The organism is Micromonospora sp. C81 (assembly GCF_018070425.1).
GTDB classification, from domain to species: domain Bacteria; phylum Actinomycetota; class Actinomycetes; order Mycobacteriales; family Micromonosporaceae; genus Micromonospora; species Micromonospora zamorensis.
In genome coordinates this window covers 228,227-247,359 of the sequence record NZ_JAGPXS010000007.1, presented here as the reverse complement: position 1 = coordinate 247,359, position 19,133 = coordinate 228,227, and the positions used below count along the sequence as shown (strand labels likewise).

General features: G+C 72.7%; 18 protein-coding genes and 1 pseudogene. 9 read left to right on the top strand and 10 right to left on the bottom strand.

The features are described 5' to 3' along the window. Positions 1–602: 602 nt before the first annotated feature. Positions 603–914, bottom strand: a complete 312-nt coding sequence (locus tag KBX46_RS14855; RefSeq protein ID WP_210792944.1) for a MazG-like family protein — start codon at positions 912–914, stop codon at positions 603–605. A 356-nt stretch (positions 915–1,270) separates the two neighbouring features. Between KBX46_RS14855 and KBX46_RS14850 the strand changes: the two genes are divergently transcribed. After that, on the top strand, positions 1,271–2,641 hold the full coding sequence (locus KBX46_RS14850; protein WP_210792943.1) for a S9 family peptidase: 1,371 nt from the start codon (positions 1,271–1,273) through the stop codon (positions 2,639–2,641). Between the two features lie 107 nt (positions 2,642–2,748). Here the strand turns inward: KBX46_RS14850 and KBX46_RS14845 are convergent, their stop codons facing one another. The 3 genes from KBX46_RS14845 to KBX46_RS14835 form a co-directional block, all read right to left on the bottom strand. Continuing rightward, the gene (locus tag KBX46_RS14845; RefSeq protein WP_088947933.1) at positions 2,749–3,462 is read right to left on the bottom strand and encodes a hypothetical protein; all 714 of its coding nucleotides are present in this window, start codon (positions 3,460–3,462) and stop codon (positions 2,749–2,751) included. Positions 3,463–3,707: 245 nt separating this feature from the next. Continuing rightward, positions 3,708–4,889 (bottom strand): DUF3626 domain-containing protein, encoded by a 1,182-nt coding sequence (locus tag KBX46_RS14840; RefSeq protein ID WP_308159523.1) that lies wholly within the window; start codon positions 4,887–4,889, stop codon positions 3,708–3,710. Continuing rightward, positions 4,861–5,316, bottom strand: a complete 456-nt coding sequence (locus KBX46_RS14835) for a VOC family protein (RefSeq protein WP_210792942.1) — start codon at positions 5,314–5,316, stop codon at positions 4,861–4,863. The genes KBX46_RS14840 and KBX46_RS14835 overlap by 29 nt, the downstream gene beginning before the upstream one ends. A gap of 58 nt (positions 5,317–5,374) precedes the next feature. Between KBX46_RS14835 and tsaA the strand changes: the two are divergent. Beyond that, positions 5,375–5,770, top strand: a pseudogene (gene tsaA / locus KBX46_RS14830) (tRNA (N6-threonylcarbamoyladenosine(37)-N6)-methyltransferase TrmO); the annotation flags it as partial. Between the two features lie 15 nt (positions 5,771–5,785). Here tsaA and KBX46_RS14825 read toward each other — a convergent pair. Beyond that, positions 5,786–6,415: an MBL fold metallo-hydrolase gene (locus KBX46_RS14825; RefSeq protein ID WP_210792941.1), complete on the bottom strand. Its 630-nt coding sequence runs from the start codon at positions 6,413–6,415 to the stop codon at positions 5,786–5,788. Further along, positions 6,412–7,500: an S-(hydroxymethyl)mycothiol dehydrogenase gene (locus tag KBX46_RS14820; RefSeq protein ID WP_210792940.1), complete on the bottom strand. Its 1,089-nt coding sequence runs from the start codon at positions 7,498–7,500 to the stop codon at positions 6,412–6,414. The genes KBX46_RS14825 and KBX46_RS14820 overlap by 4 nt, the downstream gene beginning before the upstream one ends. A 183-nt stretch (positions 7,501–7,683) precedes the next feature. On the opposite strand from KBX46_RS14820, the gene KBX46_RS14815 reads away from it, so the two are divergent. From KBX46_RS14815 to KBX46_RS14805, 3 genes are all read left to right on the top strand, one after another. Further along, entirely contained in the window at positions 7,684–8,106 is a 423-nt protein-coding gene (locus KBX46_RS14815; protein ID WP_210792939.1) for a hypothetical protein, read from the top strand. Between the two features lie 20 nt (positions 8,107–8,126). Continuing rightward, complete coding sequence (locus KBX46_RS14810; RefSeq protein WP_210792938.1) at positions 8,127–9,308, top strand: low temperature requirement protein A; 1,182 nt, start codon at positions 8,127–8,129, stop codon at positions 9,306–9,308. Between the two features lie 81 nt (positions 9,309–9,389). After that, on the top strand, positions 9,390–10,850 hold the full coding sequence (locus KBX46_RS14805; protein WP_210792937.1) for a cryptochrome/photolyase family protein: 1,461 nt from the start codon (positions 9,390–9,392) through the stop codon (positions 10,848–10,850). 12 nt (positions 10,851–10,862) lie between these two features. On the opposite strand, the gene KBX46_RS14800 is transcribed toward KBX46_RS14805, so the two are convergent. The 4 genes from KBX46_RS14800 to KBX46_RS14785 form a co-directional block, all read right to left on the bottom strand. Beyond that, on the bottom strand, positions 10,863–11,774 hold the full coding sequence (locus KBX46_RS14800) for an SDR family oxidoreductase (RefSeq protein WP_088947925.1): 912 nt from the start codon (positions 11,772–11,774) through the stop codon (positions 10,863–10,865). Positions 11,775–11,797: 23 nt separating this feature from the next. Further along, complete coding sequence (locus KBX46_RS14795) at positions 11,798–13,315, bottom strand: NAD(P)/FAD-dependent oxidoreductase (RefSeq protein ID WP_210792936.1); 1,518 nt, start codon at positions 13,313–13,315, stop codon at positions 11,798–11,800. 68 nt (positions 13,316–13,383) lie between these two features. Beyond that, entirely contained in the window at positions 13,384–13,842 is a 459-nt protein-coding gene (locus tag KBX46_RS14790) for a hypothetical protein (RefSeq protein WP_210792935.1), read from the bottom strand. Beyond that, complete coding sequence (locus tag KBX46_RS14785) at positions 13,842–14,321, bottom strand: hypothetical protein (RefSeq protein ID WP_088947922.1); 480 nt, start codon at positions 14,319–14,321, stop codon at positions 13,842–13,844. Before KBX46_RS14785 ends, KBX46_RS14790 begins: the two co-directional genes overlap by 1 nt. A gap of 44 nt (positions 14,322–14,365) precedes the next feature. On the opposite strand from KBX46_RS14785, the gene KBX46_RS14780 reads away from it, so the two are divergent. From KBX46_RS14780 to KBX46_RS14765, 4 genes are all read left to right on the top strand, one after another. Further along, on the top strand, positions 14,366–15,343 hold the full coding sequence (locus tag KBX46_RS14780; RefSeq protein ID WP_210792934.1) for a YafY family protein: 978 nt from the start codon (positions 14,366–14,368) through the stop codon (positions 15,341–15,343). A 93-nt stretch (positions 15,344–15,436) separates the two neighbouring features. Continuing rightward, positions 15,437–16,069, top strand: a complete 633-nt coding sequence (locus tag KBX46_RS14775; protein WP_185755283.1) for an ATP-binding cassette domain-containing protein — start codon at positions 15,437–15,439, stop codon at positions 16,067–16,069. Continuing rightward, positions 16,066–17,343 (top strand): extracellular solute-binding protein, encoded by a 1,278-nt coding sequence (locus KBX46_RS14770; RefSeq protein ID WP_210792933.1) that lies wholly within the window; start codon positions 16,066–16,068, stop codon positions 17,341–17,343. Before KBX46_RS14775 ends, KBX46_RS14770 begins: the two co-directional genes overlap by 4 nt. Further along, complete coding sequence (locus KBX46_RS14765; RefSeq protein WP_210792932.1) at positions 17,340–19,106, top strand: ABC transporter permease subunit; 1,767 nt, start codon at positions 17,340–17,342, stop codon at positions 19,104–19,106. Before KBX46_RS14770 ends, KBX46_RS14765 begins: the two co-directional genes overlap by 4 nt. Positions 19,107–19,133: the final 27 nt, after the last annotated feature.

Here is a 19,133-nt window from a genome sequence, read left to right as displayed (position 1 = left end):
GCTTGCGGGGGCCGGGTCGGCTGCCTGCGAGCGGGGCTCGGGCGCCGGGTTCATGTGTAACGACCGGGGGTCGGGGGTCATTCCCCGGTGGGCCCACCCGTCGACGTCCGCTCGGGTGAAGCGGTGCTCGGGTGGTCGCTCGTGGGGACTGCAACGACCGGGGACCCGGGGTCATTCCCGGGGGCGGGCCATCCCGTCGCACCCGTTGGAGCGGGGTGCTGGGAGGCTTCAACGATGCGGACCGGGTCGGCATTCCAACCCCGCTACCAGCTGTTCCAACCCCGGTTGGGCGGGGCGGTGAGGCGGTGGTCCTGCGATCGTCAGAGTGTGTAACGACCCCGCCCCGGCCATCATTCCGACCCACCGGTGCGACCGCTCACAGGCCAAACGCCCCGAAGGCCGCAACCCTCGTGGCGCGGTGCTCGGCGCACCCGACACAAATACCTATAACGGACAGACGCCCCTACGCGTCGAACATGACTGGGCCCCAGGGCCACCCGATTGACCTTGATCGACTCGGCTTTCTGAAAATCGGGGCATCTGAGACGGCATGACACCCCGACTTCGTGAAAGCCGAGTCGATCACCACGAACGAGTGCCACTCAGCCCGTGAGGCGGGAGCGCACCTTCGCGGCGCAGGCGTCCAGGACCGTCTGCGCGTCAAGCCCCAGGCTCTCGATGGCCACCAACGCCGTGAAGGCGACGTCGGCCAACTCTGCCGCGACATCGTCGCGCGTGTGGGTGACACCTTTGCGCGGATTCTGCCCGAGCAGACCGATCCAGGCGGCCGACGCCTCCCCCGCCTCCTCGGTCAACTTGAGGATGCGGCAGGTCATTTCGGTTTGCCCGGCCCCGTTCGCCGCGTCCAACCAGCTACGCGACGCGCGGGCCGCCTCCCAGATCGACTCGTCCACGGCGACCAGTCAACCCGACCGACTCCCCGACCCGCGCGACCGGGTACGGCGAACGACAGACGCCTGGCAAAGAATGGATCGCCGCCCGGAACACGAGGGCGGACGCCGACGAGGGCGGACGCCGACAAGAGCGCCGCCCCGGCACGACGAGGCGGAACACGAGGGCAGCCGCCGACGAGAGCGCCGGGCATGGGGAGCGCCCCGGGCTGATCGGCCGGACAGTCGTGCTTGACCGGCCGATCAGCGTAGCCATTGACACTGTTCGACGGCGGTCCTAGGTTCAGGACGCTACCGGCCGGTAGGCAACCGTCCCGCCTGGTCGCCCCCGGGCGACGTCCGTCCGATGGGGAGCATCGATGCTGTCCACACCCGTTCGTACCCTTCGCCGGCTGCTCGCCGCCACCGCGACGCTGACCCTGGCGGTCGGTCTGGCCGGCGCCGCGCCGGCCAGCGCCACCGGTCGCGACCCGAAAGGCGGCGAGCCGCTGCCCGGGTACACCATCGAGAATCCGCCGCTGGCTCCGCTGGTCGTGGGCGGCAAGCCGACGACGGTACGTCAGGGCGTGCACCGCCACGCCGGGTACATCATCGAGGTCCCCGCCCGGTGGAACGGTGACCTGGTTCTGTGGGCGCACGGCTACCGGGGCCAGGGCACGGTGCTGTCACCGGAGCAGCCGGGCTTCGGGCTGCGCCAGCGACTGCTGGAGCAGGGGTACGCGTGGGCGTCGTCGTCGTACGACAGCAACGGCTTCAACATCCGGTCGGGGGTGCTGGGCACCAAGGATCTCGCCGACCACTTCGGGCGGACGGTCCGCCGGCCGCAGCACACCTACATCGCAGGGGTGTCGATGGGCGGATACGTCATCGGGCGTTCGCTGGAGCGGTATCCCGGCTACTACGACGGGGCGCTGCCGATGTGCGGAGTGCTCGGCGATCAGACGCTGCTGGACTTCTACCTGGACTACAACCTGGTCGCGCAGGCGCTCGCCGAGGTGCCGGCCTATCCCACCCCGGCCGACTACCTGACCAACGCGGTGCCCCGCATCCAGGTGGCGCTCGGTCTGGCCGGGTTGACTCCCACCGGGCCGGACACCACCACCGAGCGGGGCAGGCAACTGCGGGCGATCACGGTGAACCGTTCGGGCGGGCCGCGTCCGGGAGCCGACGCCGCGTTCGCGGTGTGGAAGGACTTCCTCTTCTCGATCAGCGTGCCCACCGGCAGCGGCAACTCCCCCGCCCAGCGGCCCGGTCAGCTGTCCACCAACCTGCTCACCCGGTACGTCCCGAACAGCCCGGTGAACGTCAACGCCACAGTGCAGCGGGTCGCCCCGGAGAACGTGGTGCAGCGGCTCCTGCCGACGCTGACCGAGGTGCCGCGGATCGCTGGTCGGCCCACCGCGCCGGTGCTCAGCCTGCACGGCCTCGGTGACATGTTCGTCCCGTTCAGCATGGAGCAGGCGTACGCCAGTGACGTGGCGCGCAACGGTCGCAGCAAGCTGGTGGTCCAGCGTGCCATCCGAGCCACGCAGCACTGCGAGTTCAGCCCGGCGGAGGCGGGCGCCGCCTGGGACGACCTGACGTCCTGGGTACGCACCGGCAAGCGCCCCGCCGGCGACACCGTGACCGACCCGGCGGTGGTGGCCCGGCCGGACTACGGCTGCCGGTTCAGTGACCGGGACGCGTACGCCGCGGGCGTCGGCACCCGGCGCCTCTACGCAGCCTGCTGAGCAGTCGACCAGCACGAAAACAGCACGACACAAGCCAGCACGACACCGAGCAGCACAAAACCGGCCGGCTCCCGTGAAGGGGAGCCGGCCGGCGTCGTGTGCGGGTGTCACCACATCTGCTGGACGATGTCCGCCGCCTGCTCCTCCCACTGCGCGTACGCGTAGGGGAAGGCCGAGACCTGGACGGTCTGCGCGGCGGTGGTCAGCGGCAGGTCCTGCCAGCCGCCGACGTTCTTGAGCGCGGTGAAGAACGCTGTGGCGGAGTACTCCGGGTCGGTGATCTGGTCGGGCGTGCCCCAACCGGACGACGGGCGCTGCTGGAACAGGCCCTGCGAGTCGTGGTCGTTGTAGGCGCCGAGGTGGCCGAGGTTGTACAGCTTCGACTCCTGCAGCGAGGTGGCGACGCCGATCACCGCGCCCCGGTCACCGACGCCGGTCTTCTTGGCGGCGTCGACGATCGCCCGGGCGTTGGCCAGTTGTGCGTCGTCGAGCGGTACCCGCGACTGGGCACCCTCGATGCCGTGCGGGATCAGTTGGTCGCGGCTGGGCTTGCCCGCCGGCGGCTTGCCGGTGGCGGAGCCGGTGGTGAGGCCCGACTCGACGGGCTGGTCGTCCTGGCGGGCCTGGGTGGCTGCCTTGCCGGTGGCGCGGTCGATGGCGGCGACGGCGCCCTGGTGCGGTCCGGAGGTGACCGGTGCGGCGACCGCGGTCGGCGCGAGGGCCAGACCACCGAGAGCGGCCACACCCGCCACGCTCAGCGCGGTCTTGCGGTACGAGTCCTTAGCGATGGCGGGGAGCCATCGAGTGAAGTCGACCTTCACGATGGTTGCCCTTTCGATCGTGCGGAGCGCTCCGGGGTGAACACTCCTCGGGAGATGACCGCGGAAAAGGGTTTGGGCTCCGGCGGTACGGGGGACACAACCAGGTTCACGTGTCGGTCATTCCGGAAATGCCGGGGCCTGGGTGAGGTGCGGTCCCGGTCACCTGGGGAAATGGGACGGTCGACGACAGCGGCCGAACGTCGGCGGGAAACGGACGATCGGCGCAGACGTGACGAGCCGGCAGATCAGGTGCCGTACGGCGTGCCGAAACGGACCAGCACGTGCCAGAGCTGCTTGAGGTGCTGAAGGGTGTCCGCGATCGGGCCGCGATCCGCCCAGCGGTGCGGTTCGGCGACCACCGAGGCCGCCGCGCGACCGATCAGCGCCGCGTCCACCGGGTCGCCCGACCGGGCGAACTCCCGGTGCACCCGGGCTGCCAGCACGGGGATCGCCGGGCCCCGGAACTCCGCGTCGACCTGGTCGACGGCCAGCACGAAGCCGGGGTGCCATCGCAACGGGAAACCAAACCGCGCCGCGATCGATTCCAGGGTCGCGCCGGTCGGGGTGCCGGCGAAGGACGGGTCGACCACCAACTCCTCGACGTCGTCCGCGAGGTCGAGCGTGCCGTGGACCTGGGCCTCCACGTAGTCGTCGAGCGCGCGACCGACCGCGCCCGGGGTGGTCGGCACCCCCTTGGCTCGCGACTGCGGGGCTCGCAAGCCCGGCTCACTTCTCGCGCTCGGCTGGTCCAGCAACGTCCGCGCCAGCGCGGCGACGCCCGTCCCGGCACGGCCCAGGCATTCGCCGGTGGCGGCGACGCTGGCCAGGAGCCCGGCGAGGACCGCCTCGAACGCGTCGGCCGTGCCCACCACCTCCGGGCTGAGGTGGCTGTCGCCGAGGCAGAAGGTCGCCCGGCTCAGCACCGCTGGGCGCAGCCGCAGGTGGCAGGAACCGAAGCGGGGGCAGGCGCCGTCCGCGTGGTCGAGCAGGTTCAGGCCGCCGTACGTGGGCCGCTGCGCCAGCGTCACGCCGGGCCGCTGGTACGCGCCGCCGAACATCCGGTGCTCCCAGCGGTCCCGGTCACCACCGGGATACGCGGTGAGCCCACCGTTGGAGATCCCGGTGACGAACTGGCTGCGGTAGACCCCGTCCTCGGCCAGCGCGTCGGCGACGGTCCGACCGTCGGCACACAACCGGTCGGGGTGGAAGTTGACGGTCAGCCGCCCGGACCCGATGGCCCCGAGCAGATGCTCCGGGCGGTGGCCGACGTCGGCGGTGGTGAGTTGCCGGGCGATGGTGGCCAGCGCGGCAGGACGTTCGACCACGGCCAACGACCGCACGTACGCGACGGCAGCCGTCTGCGCCGGGGTGAGAGCGGCGGCGCGCGGGCCGCGCCGCTCAGACGTCGCCGTCATGTCTGTGGTCATCGTCGTCCACCCCGGTGCCCAGCTCCTGGAAGATGGTGATGTGCAGGTCGGCCGGGGCGTCGAGGCGGGAGTTGAGCGACTGCCACGGCGTGCGGGTGGGCGGGGCGACCTCGTTGGCCCCGGCGGCGACCAACCGGGCGGTGGTCGCCTCGGCGTCGTCCACCTCGAAGGCAACCCGGATGCGGGGCGCGACCTGCCGACCCACCTCAACCTCGTCGATCATGCGCTTCTGCGCCGGGTTGGCAATCTCCAGGGTGGCGCGGCCGGCGTCCAGGATCACCACCCGGGCGTCGCCGTCGCCGCTGAACGCCGCCTCCTCCGGCATGCCGAGTGCGTCGCGGAAGAACGCGACGGCGGCGTCGTGGTCGGCGGCCTCCACCACGAGTCGCAGCTGACGGACAACGGGGGCGGGCGAGTCGGCGGCCATGTTCAAGATCCTAGCGCCGCGGCGAGGTTAGGTTGGGACCGTCCAGAGGGGAGCAACAGTGGTCGAGGCGGCGAGCGATGACACGTACCTGCTGCGACCGGTCGGGCGGGTCGCCTCGCCGCTGACCGACGCGGCGAGCGCACCGCGGCAGGGCGACGAGGGCGCGCCAAACGCGTGGCTGATCTTCGACGCGCCTGTCGAACGGGCCCTGCGCGACCTGCACGTCGGCGCGGAGCTGCTGGTGCTGACCTGGTTGGATCGCGCCCGGCGCGACGTGCTGGCGGTGCACCCGCGCGGCGACGAGAGTCGGCCGGAGACCGGGGTGTTCAGCACCCGCTCCCCGCACCGGCCCAACCCGATCGGGCTGCACCGGGTGCGGGTCCTGACGGTGGACGGCCTGCGTGTCCAGGTGGCAGACCTGGAGGCCCTCGACGGGACCCCGGTCCTGGACGTCAAGCCGGTGCTGGGCTCAGTGGCCGCGGTCCAGCCACTCCTGCAGGTGCGGCGCCTCCGCGCCGATCGTGGTGTCGTCGCCGTGACCGGTGTGCACGACCGTCTCCGCCGGAAGGGTGAGCAGGCGGGTGCGGATCGACCGGACGATGGTGTCGAAGTCGCTGTACGAGCGCCCGGTCGCACCCGGCCCTCCGGCGAAGAGCGTGTCGCCGGTGAACACCACGCCCAGGTCGGGGGCGTGGAAGCTGCACGCGCCGGGGCTGTGCCCGGGGGTGTGCAGCACCCGCAGCGTCGTGCCGCCCACCTCGATGTCCTGCCCGTCGTGCAACTCGCCGTGCGGCGGCAGGTGCGGGTGGACCATGTCCCACAGCACCCGGTCGGCGGCGTGCAGCAGCACCGGCGCACCGGTGGCCTCGGCCAACCCGGGTGCCACCCGGACGTGATCGTCGTGGGCGTGCGTCGCCAGGATCGCCCGGACCTGGCGATCACCCACCAGGGCGAGGATCGCGGCCACGTCGTGCGGCGCGTCCAGGACGACGCACTCGCGGTCGTCACCGATCACCCAGACGTTGTTGTCGACGTCGAACGTCTGCCCGTCCAGGGAGAAGGTGCCCGAGGTGACCGCGCGGTCGATCCGGGCGGTCACGGGAACACCACCACCGAGCGCAGGACGTCGCCGTGGTGCATCCGCTCGAACGCGTTCTCGACCTGGTCGAGCGCGATCTCCTCGGTGACGAACGCGTCCAGGTCGAGGCGACCCTGCAGGTACAGATCGGTGAGCATCGGGAAGTCCCGGCTGGGCAGGCAGTCGCCGTACCAGCTGGACTTCAGCGCACCGCCGCGTCCGAAGACGTCCAGCAACGGCAGCTCGATCTGCATCTGCGGGGTCGGTACGCCGACCAGCACCACGGTGCCGGCCAGGTCCCGGGCGTAGAACGCCTGCTTCCACGTCTCCGGCCGACCCACCGCGTCGATCACCACGTCGGCGCCGAAGCCGCCGGTGGCGGCCTGGATCGCCTCGACCGGGTCGGTCTCCGAGGCGTTCACTGTGTGCGTGGCACCGAACTGGCGGGCCCAGTCCAGCTTGCGGCTGTCGGTGTCCACCGCGACGATCGTCGTGGCGCCGGCGAGAACCGCACCGACGACCGCTGCGTCTCCGACACCGCCGCAGCCGATCACCGCGACCGAGTCGCCGCGGGTGACGTTGCCGGTGTTCATGGCCGCGCCCAGCCCGGCCATCACACCGCAGCCGAGCAGGCCCACGGCGGCCGGCCGGGCGGCCGGGTTGACCTTCGTGCACTGCCCGGCGTGCACCAGGGTCTTCTCGGCGAACGCCCCGATGCCCAGCGCCGGTGCGAGTTCGGTGCCGTCGGTGAGGGTCATCCGCTGGGTGGCGTTGTGGGTGTTGAAGCAGTACCAGGGGCGGCCCCGGCGGCAGGCGCGGCAGACCCCGCAGACCGCGCGCCAGTTGAGGATCACGAAGTCACCCGGGGCGACGTCGGTGACGCCCTCGCCCACCTGCTCGACGATGCCCGCCGCCTCGTGGCCGAGCAGGAACGGGTAGTCGTCGTTGATGCCACCCTCGCGGTAGTGCAGGTCGGTGTGGCAGACGCCGCAGGACTGGATCCGGACAACGGCCTCACCGGGGCCGGGATCGGGCACCACGATGGTGGTGACCTCGACCGGTGCTCCCTTGCTGCGGGAGATGACTCCCCGGACTTCCTGGCTCACTTCGCCTCCTGCTGGTGGTCTGCGGCAGGGCCGGGCGCCGGGTGGGCGAGTGTGCCACGGGCTCGGCGGTGGGCCCCCGGCGAACCTACCGCGACCACCACGGTCAGCCCACCCGGCCCGGCGGTTATCGCTGGCGGTCCGGGGTACGCGGGCCGCATTCGACCACGGCCATCGGGAGTGACCATGAAGCTCGCACACCTGCCGTTGCGGGTCAGCATCGGCGCGTACGTCCTCAACTCGGGTCTGGGCAAGCGCAACCTGGAGGGCGCCGACGCGGAGGGCATGCACGGGATGGCGGTCGCCGCCATGCCCCAGCTCGGCCAGTTCGAGCCGGCGCGCTTCGCCAAGCTGCTGTCGTACTCGGAGATCGCGCTGGGGGCCGCGCTGCTCGCGCCGTTCGTCCCGGCGCCGCTGGCCGGGCTCGGCCTGACCGCGTTCGGCGCGGGCCTGGTGCAGCTGTACCTGAAGACGCCGGGAATGCGGGAGCCCGGGAGCGTACGCCCGACCCAGCAGGGCTCGGGGCTCGCCAAGGACATCTGGCTGGTCGGCGCGGGGCTGACCCTGGTGCTGGAGGGGCTGACCCACCGCCGTCGGTGGCACCGCTGAGCCCGGCCTGAGGAGCGGCGTTGACCGTCTCCCGTTCGGTGCGGCCGTTCTACCGGCCGATGCGACCTCGTCGCCGCGACGAGCCGCACCGCGCGGCCACGCCGCTGGAACTCTTCTTCGACCTGTGTTTCGTGGTGGCGGTGGCACAGGCCGCCAGCAGCCTGCACCACGACGTCGCCGAGGGGCACCTCCGCCACGCCGTGACCAGCTACCTCATGGTGTTCTTCGCGATCTGGTGGTCGTGGGTGAACTTCACCTGGTTCGCCTCGGCCTACGACACCGACGACGACGTCTACCGGATCACCACGCTGGTGCAGATCTGCGGAGCGCTGATCCTGGCGGCCGGGGTGCCGCCCGCCTTCGCCGACGGCAACTTCACCGTCATCACCTACGGGTACGTGGTGATGCGGCTGGCCGCCGTCGTGCACTGGAGCCGCGCGGCGGCCGGCGACCCCCGGCACCGCGCGGCGGCGCGTCGCTACGCGATCGGCGTGAGCGTGGTGCAGCTCGGGTGGCTGCTGCGGCTGTTGCTGCCCGCAGAGTGGGGCATCGCGTCGTTCGTGCTGCTGGTGCTGGCCGACCTGCTGGTGCCGGCGGTAGCCGAACGCCCCGGGATGACCCCGTGGCACCCCCGGCACATCACCGAGCGGTACGGGTTGTTCACCCTCATCGTGCTCGGTGAGGCGGTCCTGGCCATCTCGATGGCGATCCAGACCGGGCTGGACGCCGGCGAGCACGACCTGTGGTCGCTCGCGGCGGCCGGCGCCGTCATCGTGTTCGCGCTCTGGTGGCTCTACTTCGACCGGCCGATCGAGGCGCCCGACCGGCTGCCGTACTCCTTGATCTGGGGTTATGGCCACTACCTGGTCTTCGGCGCGGTCGCCGCGGTCGGCGCCGGCCTGGGCGCGACGGTGGACGTCGAGCGGCACCTCGCGCACATCTCCGAGACCACCGCCGGGTACGCGGTGGCCATCCCGGTCGCGGTCTTCCTGCTCACGATCTGGGTGCTGCACGTGCGCCGGCACCAGCACGGCGCGGTGGTCGTCGCCTTCCCGGTGGTGGCGCTGCTCGCGCTGCTGGCGCCGCTCGGCCCGGCCCCGGTGTACGTGCTCGCGGCCCTGCTGGTCGCCCTCGTGACGCTGACCGTGCTGCTGCGCGGCCGCGACCTCGGACCCGCAGCGACGGTGTCCGACCCGGCCTGACCCGACGCCGCGCGGAATCCGGTGCCCGACCTACCGGACCGGCGTCGGTTGCGACGGCCGGAAAGTGGGCAGAATTGCGGCATGTATCGCCGCCGATGGTTGCTGGCCGACCAGCTCGGGCCACACTTCCTCGACGACCCCGATCAGCCGGTGCTGCTGGTGGAGATCCGAGAGCTGTTCCGCCGACGGCCGATGCACCGGCAGAAGGCTCATCTGATCCTGTCCGCGCTGCGCCACCGGGCGGCCGAGCTGGGCGACCGGGCGCTGCTGCTGCGGACCGGCACGTTCCGTGAGGCGCTGGCGCAGGTCGCCGAGCCGGTGGAGGTGTGTCATCCGCACTCCCGGGCGGCCCTGCGTTTCGCCCGTTCGGTGCCGGAGCTGACAGTGCTGCCACCTCGTGGGTTCATCACCAGCCGGGCCGACTTCGCCGGCTGGGCGGACCGCCCCCGGCGCGGCCCGCTGCGGGTGGCCGACTTCTACCGGTACGCGAAGCGGCGGCACGACATCCTGACCGCGCCGGCCGCAGCGGCCGGGCCGGGGCGTCGAGCCCGCGCCGAGGGGCGGGACGCGTCGGCGGTGTCGCCGCCGCCCCCACCGATCGTCGAGGACGACATCGACGCCGAGGTCCGCCGCGACCTGGACCGCTGGGCGGCCGACGGGGTGCGGTTCGTCGGCCGGGACGGCCCCCGGCGGCACCCGGCCACCCATGCCGAGGCGCAGGCCCGGCTGGCGCACTTCCTGACCCACCGGCTACCGGTGTACGGCCGCTACGCCGACGTGATGAGCGGCGACGACCCGGTGTTCGCGCACTCGGTGCTGTCGTCCTCGTTCAACCTCGGGTTGCTCCACCCGGAGCCGGCCGTGCGGGCCGCCGAGCAGGCGTGGCGGGACGGGACGGCCCCGCGGACGGCGGTGGACACCTTCGTCCGGGGGTTGCTCGGCTGGCGGGAGTTCCTCTGGCAGCTGTACTGGTACTTCGAGCCGCGTTTCCGGGGGGCGAACTGGCTGGCCGCGACCGAGCCCCTGCCGGAGTGGTTCGCCGAGTTGGACGCCGACGCCGTGGAGGCCCGCTGTCTGGCGGACGTCCTCGGCGGCGTCCGGGACCGGGCGTGGACCCACCACACGCCCCGACTGATGGTGCTGGGCAACTACGCGTTGCAGCGCGGCTGGCGGCCGACCGAGCTGGCGGACTGGTTCCAGCGCTGCTTCGTGGACGGCACCGACTGGGTGATGAACGCGACGGTGATCGGCATGAGCCAGTACGCCGACCTCGCCCGGTTGGACACCCGCCCGTACGCGGTGGACGGCACCGACATCGACGAGATCAGCGACTACTGTGCCGGCTGCCGGTACGCACCGGAGCAGGCGCTCGGCGAGCTGGCGTGCCCGTACACCGGGGGTTTCGAGAGTTTCCTGCACCGCAACCGGGGTCGGTTGGTGGGCGACCCGCGGCTCGCCGCCGAGCTGGCCCGCCGCGACGAGCCGGAGCACCGCGAGGCGGTGCTGGCCCAGGAGGAGAAGCGGGGCAGCACACCCCCGTGACCGGGACGCCGGTCACGCCACCTCACGGGCCGGGTCGACAGCGGCGTCGCCGGGGCGTTGCGCGGGTACGCCGGGGGTCGGCGGCGCCGGACGGACGACGCCCCGGTTCAGACCGGTGACCAGAAGCCGGTTGTACGAGGCCGGCAGGACCCGGGCCAGCAGGTCGGGCAGCTTCGCCGACCAGCCGATCAGCACCCGGCCCCGACGCCGCTCGACGCCGCGCAGGATCACCTCGGCGGCCCGCTCCGGCGAGATGGTGAGCAGCTTCTCGAACTGCGCCCGGCCGGCCGCGTACTCCTCGTGTGAGACGCCGCTGCCGATCCGGGCGTTCTCGGTGATGCGGGTGCGGATCCCGCCGGGGTGCACCGACGTCACCCCGATGCCGTCGTCGACCAGCTCGTGGCGCAGCGCCTCGGTGAAACCGCGCACCGCGAACTTGCTCGCCGAGTATGCGGTCTGCCCGGCCGGCGCGATCAGCCCGAACAGGCTGGAGATGTTGACCAGGTGCGCGCCCGGCTCCGCCTTGAGGGTGGGCAGCAGCGCGTGGGTCAGCTGCACGACGGCCCGGAAGTTGACGTCGATCACCCAGCTGAACTCGTCGAACGTCACCTGGTCGAACCGGCCACCGAGGCCGACGCCGGCATTGTTCACCAGCAGTCGGACGCGCGGGTGCCGCTGACCGATCTCCGCGGCCACCTGGGCGGTAGCCGTCACGTCGGCGAGATCCACCAGGTACGTGTGCACCTGGCGGCCCGGGTGGTCGAGACGGATCGCGGCGGTGACCGCCTCCAGCCGCTCGGCGTCACGGTCCAGCAGGACCAGATCACTGCCCCGGCGGGCCAGCGCGTGCGCCAGCGCCGCGCCGATGCCGCTGGCCGCACCGGTGACCACGGCCGTGGCGCCGGCGAAGTCGAACCTCTGCACGATGGGTGCTCCTCTCCGGGCGGTTACCTACGAGCAGACGGACTGGTCGGGACGGGACGCTGGACCCCGACGGGTGTGGCCACCTCGCCGGCCCGGGTGAAGCGCACACCCTCGTCGGTGAGCCGGCCGTGCCGCATCAACAGCACGTCACGGGCGTAGTTCTGGTGCAACCGCCACGGCGCGGCCGCACCCTGCTTGGGCAGGGCGTCGACAGCGCGCAGCACGTAGGAGGAGCGCAGGTCGATCAGCGGCACCCGCCGCGCGTCGGGCGGCGGGAGCGGGGTGACGACCTGCTGGCCGGTGCGGTCCAGGTGCCGCAGCAGCCGGCAGACGTACCCGGCGACCAGGTCGGCCTTGAGCGTCCACGACGCGTTCGTGTAGCCGATGGTCAGGGCGAAGTTCGGCACGCCGGAGAGCATCATGCCCTTGTAGGCGACGCTGTTCGCCAGGTCGACGTCGACGCCGTCCACGCGCACTGTCAGACCACCGAGGGCCAGCAGGTTGAGCCCGGTCGCGGTGACCACGATGTCGGCGGGCAGCTCGTCGCCGGAGGTCAGCCGCACGCCGTGCGCGGTGAAGGTGTCGATGGTGTCGGTGACCACCGACGCCCTGCCCTGCGCGACGGCCGTGAACAGGTCGCCGTCGGGTGCCACGCAGAGCCGCTGGTCCCACGGGTCGTAACGGGGCGAGAAGTGCCTGTCGACGTCGTACCCGACCGGGAGCCGGCCCTTCGCGGCCCGGCGCAGCACCCGCTTCACCAGCCCCGGCGCTCGCCGGCTGAGCTGGAAGTTGACGGTGGACAGCAGCACGTTCTTCCACCGCACCACCGGATACGCGGCCTTCGCCGGCAGCCGGCGTCGCAGCGCGTCGGCCAGCCGGTCACGCGAGGGCAGCGCCATGACGTACGTGGGTGAGCGCTGGAGCATCGTCACGTGGGCGGCCCGCTCCGCCATGGCCGGCACCAGGGTCACCGCCGTAGCGCCGCTGCCGATCACCACCACCCGCTTGCCGGCGTGGTCGAGATCGTCGGGCCAGTGCTGTGGGTGCACCACCTGCCCGGCGTACGCGTCGAGACCGGGCAGCGCCGGGGTGTAACCCTCGTCGTAGCGGTAGTAGCCGGTGCAGGCGAACAGGAACGAGCAGGTCAGCACCACGGTTTCGGCGGTGTCGGTGCGCTGGGCGTGCACCGTCCAGCGGGCGGCGGTGCTGTCCCAGTCGGCGCGCAGCACCCGGTGCCGGAAGCGGATGTGCCGCTGCACGTCGTACTCCCGGGCGGTCTCCCGCACGTACTCCCGGATGGTCGTGCCGTCGGCGATGGCCTTCGGGGCGGTCCACGGCTTGAACGAGTAGCCGAGGGTGAACATGTCCGAGTCCGAGCGGATGCCCGGGTAGCGGAACAGGTCCCAGGTGCCGCCGACGGCGTCGCGCGCCTCCAGCACCGCGTACGTCTTGTCGGGGCAGTCACGACGAAGGTGGCAGGCGGCCCCGATGCCGGACAGGCCGGCACCGATGATCAGCACGTCGACGTGGTCGGAGGCCAAGGCGTTCCTCCATCCGGGGCGGTGGACGGACACTAACACCGCGACCACCGCCCCACCATCGTCCTGCGTCAGTCCCCCACCCGGGTGGACGTCATGATCCAGTTGGTCTCCCAGGTCTGCTCGCCGTCGACGGAGAACGCCTGCTCCCAGCGGGCCGTGGTCGCGCTGATGTCCGACCAGATGAACCGGCACCGCACCGGTCGGCCCTCGTGCTGGTCGTCGGCGTAGAAGCGGCCCACCCCGTCGACGAAGCGGCCCACCATCGGCGGCAGCCCCAGCACGCCGTCAACGCTGCTCATCCAGTAGATCGACCACTCCTGCCGGGCCGGGTCGAAGATCCGGACCGTGGCGCCAGCGGAGCCCTTGGTCGGGAAGGTGATCTCGTCGAAGTTGCCGCCACCACCGAAGAAGCTGTGCGCGACCGACACCCCCGGAAACTCCTCCCACTCGTCGGAGCCCACCAGCCGCTCGCGCAGCCGCCGGTTCACCACGTTCCAGGTGCCCACATAGAAGTCGAAGTCGCCCATCAGCGGCCCACCGGCCCTTCCGCTCGCGTGTCACGCAGATAACCGATCAGATTCGGGCTCTCCGGCGTCAGCATGTGCCGGACCCAGGCGGCCCGCTCGTGCTCCAGCACCGCCAACTCCCAGACGCAGCCCACCGCCGGGCGGCGTAGGTGGACGAAGTGTGCCGGGTCGTCGTCGGGACAGTCCAGCGCCGGCTGCCCGGCCGCGGCGACGCGGACCTCCACCGCGTTGTCCCACACCCAGGTGTACGCCAGCAGGTAGGCGCCGGTGTCCGCGCCCCGGTGCAGCACCACCCACCCGGCGGCCGGGGTGCCGTCGTCGACGACGTCGGCCAGCAACGCCGGCAACAGGTCGTACGCGGCCTTCTCCACCTCCGGCTCGATCGGCCGCTCCGGCTGGTCGACGTGGTAGCGCTTCAGTTGTCGACCGTCCACCGTGATCGGTCCCGGTGTTGTCAGATCCTTGTCGCGAAAAGCCATGCCGGCACCGTACGAGCGCTCCCCTGACAGCTAGTGTCAGTGAAGTGCGGGCCAGTCGACTCCTTTCCGTCCTGCTGCTGCTGCAGTCACACGGTCGGTTGACCGCCGCGCAGCTCGCCGACCGGTTGGCCGTGTCCCCCCGCACCATCTACCGCGACGTGGAGTCGCTGCACGCCGCCGGCATCCCGCTCTACGGAGAGGCCGGGCACGCCGGCGGCTACCAACTGGTCGACGGCTGGCGGACCCGCCTGACCGGGCTGACCGCCGACGAGGCCGACCGGCTCTTCCTGGCTGGGCTACCCGGCCCCGCCGACGAGCTGGGCTACGGCGACGTGGTCGCCGCGCTGCAACTCAAGCTGCACGCCGCCCTCCCCGCACCGCTGCGCGACCGGGCCGCCCGACTCCAGCAACGCTTCCACCTGGACACCCCCGGCTGGTACGCCGACGGCGACGCCTCCCCCGAGCTGGCCCGCACGGCCGAGGCGGTCTGGCGGCAGCACCGCGTCGAGGTGCGCTACCGCGGCTGGAACGGTGAGGTGACCCGGGTGCTGGAGCCGTACGGCCTGGTGCTCAAGGGTGGCCGGTGGTATGTGGTGGCCGACCAGCCCGGCCGGGGCTCGCCTGCGACGTACCGGGTCAACCAGATCCTCGCGCTGACCCCCCTGGCGCAGGAGTTCGACCGACCCGCCGACTTCGACCTGCCGGCCTGGTGGCGGGCGCACGTGGTGCGGTTCCGCGCCCAGCTGCACCGCGACGAGGCAACCGTCCGGCTCTCCCCCGCCGGTCGCCAGCGCTTGCGGGAGATCGGCAGCGATCCGGTGGTGACCGCGGTGGACGCCAGCGCCGGGCCGCCGGACGCACGTGGCTGGGTGACCGCGGTGCTGCCGATCGAGTCGCTCACCCATGCCCACGGTGACCTGCTGCGCCTGGGCGCCGACGTCGAGGTGCTGACCCCGGTGGCGCTCCGCGAGCGTCTGGCCGCCACGGCGGCCGGGCTCGCCGCGCTCTACGGGCCCGACTGAGAAGCTCCGCCATCTCCACAGTGGAGGTGGTGAGGACATCGATTGTCGGCACGATGTGCCACCCTGGGGACGTTCGCCCAGCGGTCACCGGAGGTGAGGGCCACGTTACGGCTACGCGCACTGGTCGCCGTCCCCGGCACCGGGCCGGTGACCCTCGACGTCCCCGCCGGCACCCTCGCCGCCCTGGTCGCGCCGCCCCGGTTCGGCACGGCGGTCGCCCGGGTGCTGGCCGGGCTCGCCGCCCCGGTGACCGGTCGCATCATGGTCGGCGACCGGGACGTCACCACCCTGCCGCCGCCGCGCCGGCAGATCGGCTACGTGCCCGCCGGTGGCGCGCTGCTTCCCCAGCTCACCGTGCGCCGCAACATCGAGTACGGCCAGCGCAAACGCGAACGGGTGCACGAGGTGGCCGACGACTGGACGGCCACCGTTGTCGACCGTCTCGAGCTGGCGTTCTCACTCACCCTGCTGCCGCACCAGATCAACGCCGCCCAGCGGTTCCGGGTGGCGCTCGCCCGGGCGGCGGCCTGCCTGCCCGAGGTGCTCGTCATCGACCTGCCGGCCGGGTCGGCGGGCGACAGCGCCCTCGGTGACCTGATGCCTCGACTCTCCCCACCGGCCTCCCCCGGGGTGGCGGTGCTGGTCTGCACCGCCGACCCGGCCACCCTCGCCGAGATCCCGGTGCGCCACGAGCTGGTCACCGAGCCGAGCGAGGCCACCCCATGACGCCGACCGTCCGACTGGGTCGCCGTACGCTGCTGCGGGCCGCCGCCGCGGGTGCCGCGGCCCTGGCCGCCGGCTGCTCCGGCGGGACCCGGTCGGTGCAGGTCGCGGTCGTCTGGAGCACCAGCGAGCTGGACCGGTTCCGCGAGGTCGTCGCCGACTACCCCGGCGACGTGCAGGTGGTCAGCGCCGGCAACGACATCGACGCGTTCCTGCGGGCCCGGCACCTCGCCGGCACCAGCCCGGACGTGGCGATCCTGCCGCGCCCCGGCCTGGTCACCGAGTACGCCCAGCGCGGCTGGCTGAGCCCGGTGCGCCCGTCCACGGAGTACGCCGTGCCCGACGCGCTGGGCGAGCTGCTGACCGCCGAGGGCCGGCGCTACGGCGTCTGGGTGAAGGCGGCGCACAAGTCGCTCGTCTGGCACCTGCCGTCCGTGCTGTCCGAGCAGCCGGCCAACTGGGACGAGCTGGTCGCGCTCACCCGCCGGCTCGGCGGGGCCGCACGGCGCGACGGCGGCCCGGCGCCCCTGGCCATCGGCGCGGCGGACGGGTGGGTGCTGACCGACTGGTTCGAGAACGTGCTGGCCGACGTGGCGCCCGAGAGCTACAACATCCTCGCCCGGCCGGACGCCGACTGGCAGGCCAGGCCGGTGCGCGACGCCCTGGGTCGGCTCGCCGAGCTGTGGAGCGTCGACGGCGCGTTCCTCGGCGGCGGGCGTCGGGCCCTGCTCACCCAGTACGAGGAGTCGGTGATCCAGGTGGTGCACACCCGGCGTGCGGTGATGCTCTTCGGGGCCGACTTCACCGCCGACGTCGTCGGCCCGTTCCAGCGGGGCCCGGAGGCACCGACCACGTTCCCGTTCCCGGGGGCCCGGCCGGGCGGCGGCCCACTGATCGTCGGCGGGGACGCCGCGGTGGCGTTCACCGGCGCCCAGGGCGGGGTCGAGCTGGTCGAGTGGCTCACCAGGGCCGGCTCGTTCGGGCCGTGGCTGCGCGCCGGCGGCTATCTCTCGCCCAACACCAACGTCCCGATCAGCAGCTACACCGACCCGGTCGGCCAGCAGTTGGCCCGGGAGATGCAGGCACCCGGCACGTTGCGTTTCGACCTCTCCGACCAGCTGCGCGGCGCGTTCACCGGCTCGGACGGGGTCGGCATCTGGCGGATCATGCAGGGCTTCTTCGCCGACGTCACCGACGGCGTCGGCGCCGACGAGGCGATCCGACGCGCCACCGGTCAGCTCGCTCTGGCGGCCCGCAGCGCGGGTGGCGGCCGATGAGCCAGGTGCGGGTCCTCGGCGAGCTGGCGGTGCTCGACGACGTCGGGCCGCCCCGGCGCGGCCGGGCCTATCCGGCGGCGGGGGCGACCTCCGCACTGTTGCTGCCGGCCGCGGTGCTGCTCGGTGGGCTCGTGCTCTGGCCGGTGCTGCGGACCATGCACGCCAGCGTCACCACCGATGGCCGCTGGGTCGGCGCGGAACACTTCCGCACCGCGCTCGCCGCCCCGGGCACCGGCGCGGTGGTCGGCCGGACGGTCCTCTGGGCACTGCTGGTGCCGGCGGTCGTGACGGCACTGGGCTATCTGCTCGCCGCCGCCTCCCGCCGCTCACAGGAGGGCGGGCTGGTCCGGTTGATCCTCCTGGTGCCGGTGGCGTTGCCGCTGGTCGTCACCGGGGTCACCTTCCGGCTGATGTACGACCCGGACCCGCGCCGGGGGCTGGCCACCCTGGTCGCGGCCAGGCTGACCGGCCGCTCGTACGACGACGCGCCGCAGCTGCTCGGGCCGGGGCTGGTCACCGTGGCGTTGATGTCGGCGTTCGTCTGGGCCTGGGTGGGTTTGGCCGTGCTGGTCTTCCGGTCCGCGCTGGACGCGGTGCCGTCGAGTCTCGCCGACGCGGTCCGCGCCTACGGCGGGGGGCGTCGGCATGTCCTGTGGGACGCGCAGTGGCGGCCACTGCTGCTGCGCACGACCGCTGTGGTGTTCGCGTTGGTGGCGGTCGGCACCAGCCGCACGTTCGACCTGATCCTGGTGATGACGCCCGGCTCGGTCCGGGACGAGGCCTCCGTGCTCGCGCTGCGGATCTGGCAGACGTCGGGCGGCACCACGACCGGCGACGGCGCGGCGCTCGGAGTGGTGTGGCTGGTGGCTGTCGTCGGCGGGATCATGGTGGCCGCGCTCTTCGTCCGACAGGCCTGGCCCCCGCCGCGCGCCGAGGCGGCCCCGGAGCCGGGCCCCGTCGCCCCGCCCCGGCGGGTGTTCCGGCTGCTCGCGGCGGGCGCGGCGATCGCCTGGCTGGTGCCGCTGGGGGTGCTGGTCGCCACGTCGGCACACGGCAGGGTGGACGCCGCCGCGCGGGGCTGGTGGTCGGCGCCGCCGAACGGCGAGTCCTACCGCGATCTGATCACCGGCACCGAGCTGTGGCACACGCTGGGCTTCACGCTGCTCCTGGCCTCCGCGGTGACCGCAACGGTGCTGGTGGTCGCGCTGTTGGCCGCGTACCCGTTGGCCTGGTTGACCGGGCCGGCCGCGCAGGCCACCGGGCTGGTGCTGCTGGCGGCCAGCGTCGTGCCGATCCAGGTCATCGCCGGGCCGGTCAACGAGGTGCTGGGCCTGGTGCTCTCCTCCGGCACGGCCCAGGGCCTGGCCCTGGTGCACATCGCGCTGGGTGTGCCGTTCGCGGTGCTGGTGCTGCGCAACGCGTTCGCCGACCTGCCGGTCGAGCAGGTGCGCGACGCCCGGCTGGGCGGGCGTCGGTGGTGGCACACCCTGCGACGGTTGGCCCGGCACAACCTGTCGGCGGTGGTGGCGGTCTCCGTGCTGGAGTTCGTCCAGGTCTGGAACGACCTGGTGGTGGGTCGGCTGTTCAGCGGGCCGGGGGCGTCGCCGCTCGGCCCGTTCCTGGCCGAGCAGACCCGCAGCTTCGTGAGCAACAGCGGCGCGCTGGCGGCCAGTTCGGTGCTCGCCTCGGTGCTGCCGGTGGTGCTGGTGGTGCTGTCGCGGCGGCACCTGGTCGCCGGGCTCGTCTCTGGAGGTGTCCGCTGACCCGGCCGGGCGGTGGCCGCCGCAGCT

Excerpts from the sequence above, each read along its gene's own strand:
- KBX46_RS14850 (WP_210792943.1), top strand. The coding sequence starts at position 1,271 with ATGCTGTCCACACCCGTTCGTACCCTTCGCCGGCTGCTCGCCGCCACC.
- KBX46_RS14840 (WP_308159523.1), bottom strand. The coding sequence starts at position 4,889 with ATGACCACAGACATGACGGCGACGTCTGAGCGGCGCGGCCCGCGCGCC.
- KBX46_RS14835 (WP_210792942.1), bottom strand. The coding sequence starts at position 5,316 with ATGGCCGCCGACTCGCCCGCCCCCGTTGTCCGTCAGCTGCGACTCGTG.
- KBX46_RS14815 (WP_210792939.1), top strand. The coding sequence starts at position 7,684 with ATGAAGCTCGCACACCTGCCGTTGCGGGTCAGCATCGGCGCGTACGTC.
- KBX46_RS14805 (WP_210792937.1), top strand. The coding sequence starts at position 9,390 with ATGTATCGCCGCCGATGGTTGCTGGCCGACCAGCTCGGGCCACACTTC.
- KBX46_RS14790 (WP_210792935.1), bottom strand. The coding sequence starts at position 13,842 with ATGGGCGACTTCGACTTCTATGTGGGCACCTGGAACGTGGTGAACCGG.
- KBX46_RS14785 (WP_088947922.1), bottom strand. The coding sequence starts at position 14,321 with ATGGCTTTTCGCGACAAGGATCTGACAACACCGGGACCGATCACGGTG.
- KBX46_RS14770 (WP_210792933.1), top strand. The coding sequence starts at position 16,066 with ATGACGCCGACCGTCCGACTGGGTCGCCGTACGCTGCTGCGGGCCGCC.
- KBX46_RS14765 (WP_210792932.1), top strand. The coding sequence starts at position 17,340 with ATGAGCCAGGTGCGGGTCCTCGGCGAGCTGGCGGTGCTCGACGACGTC.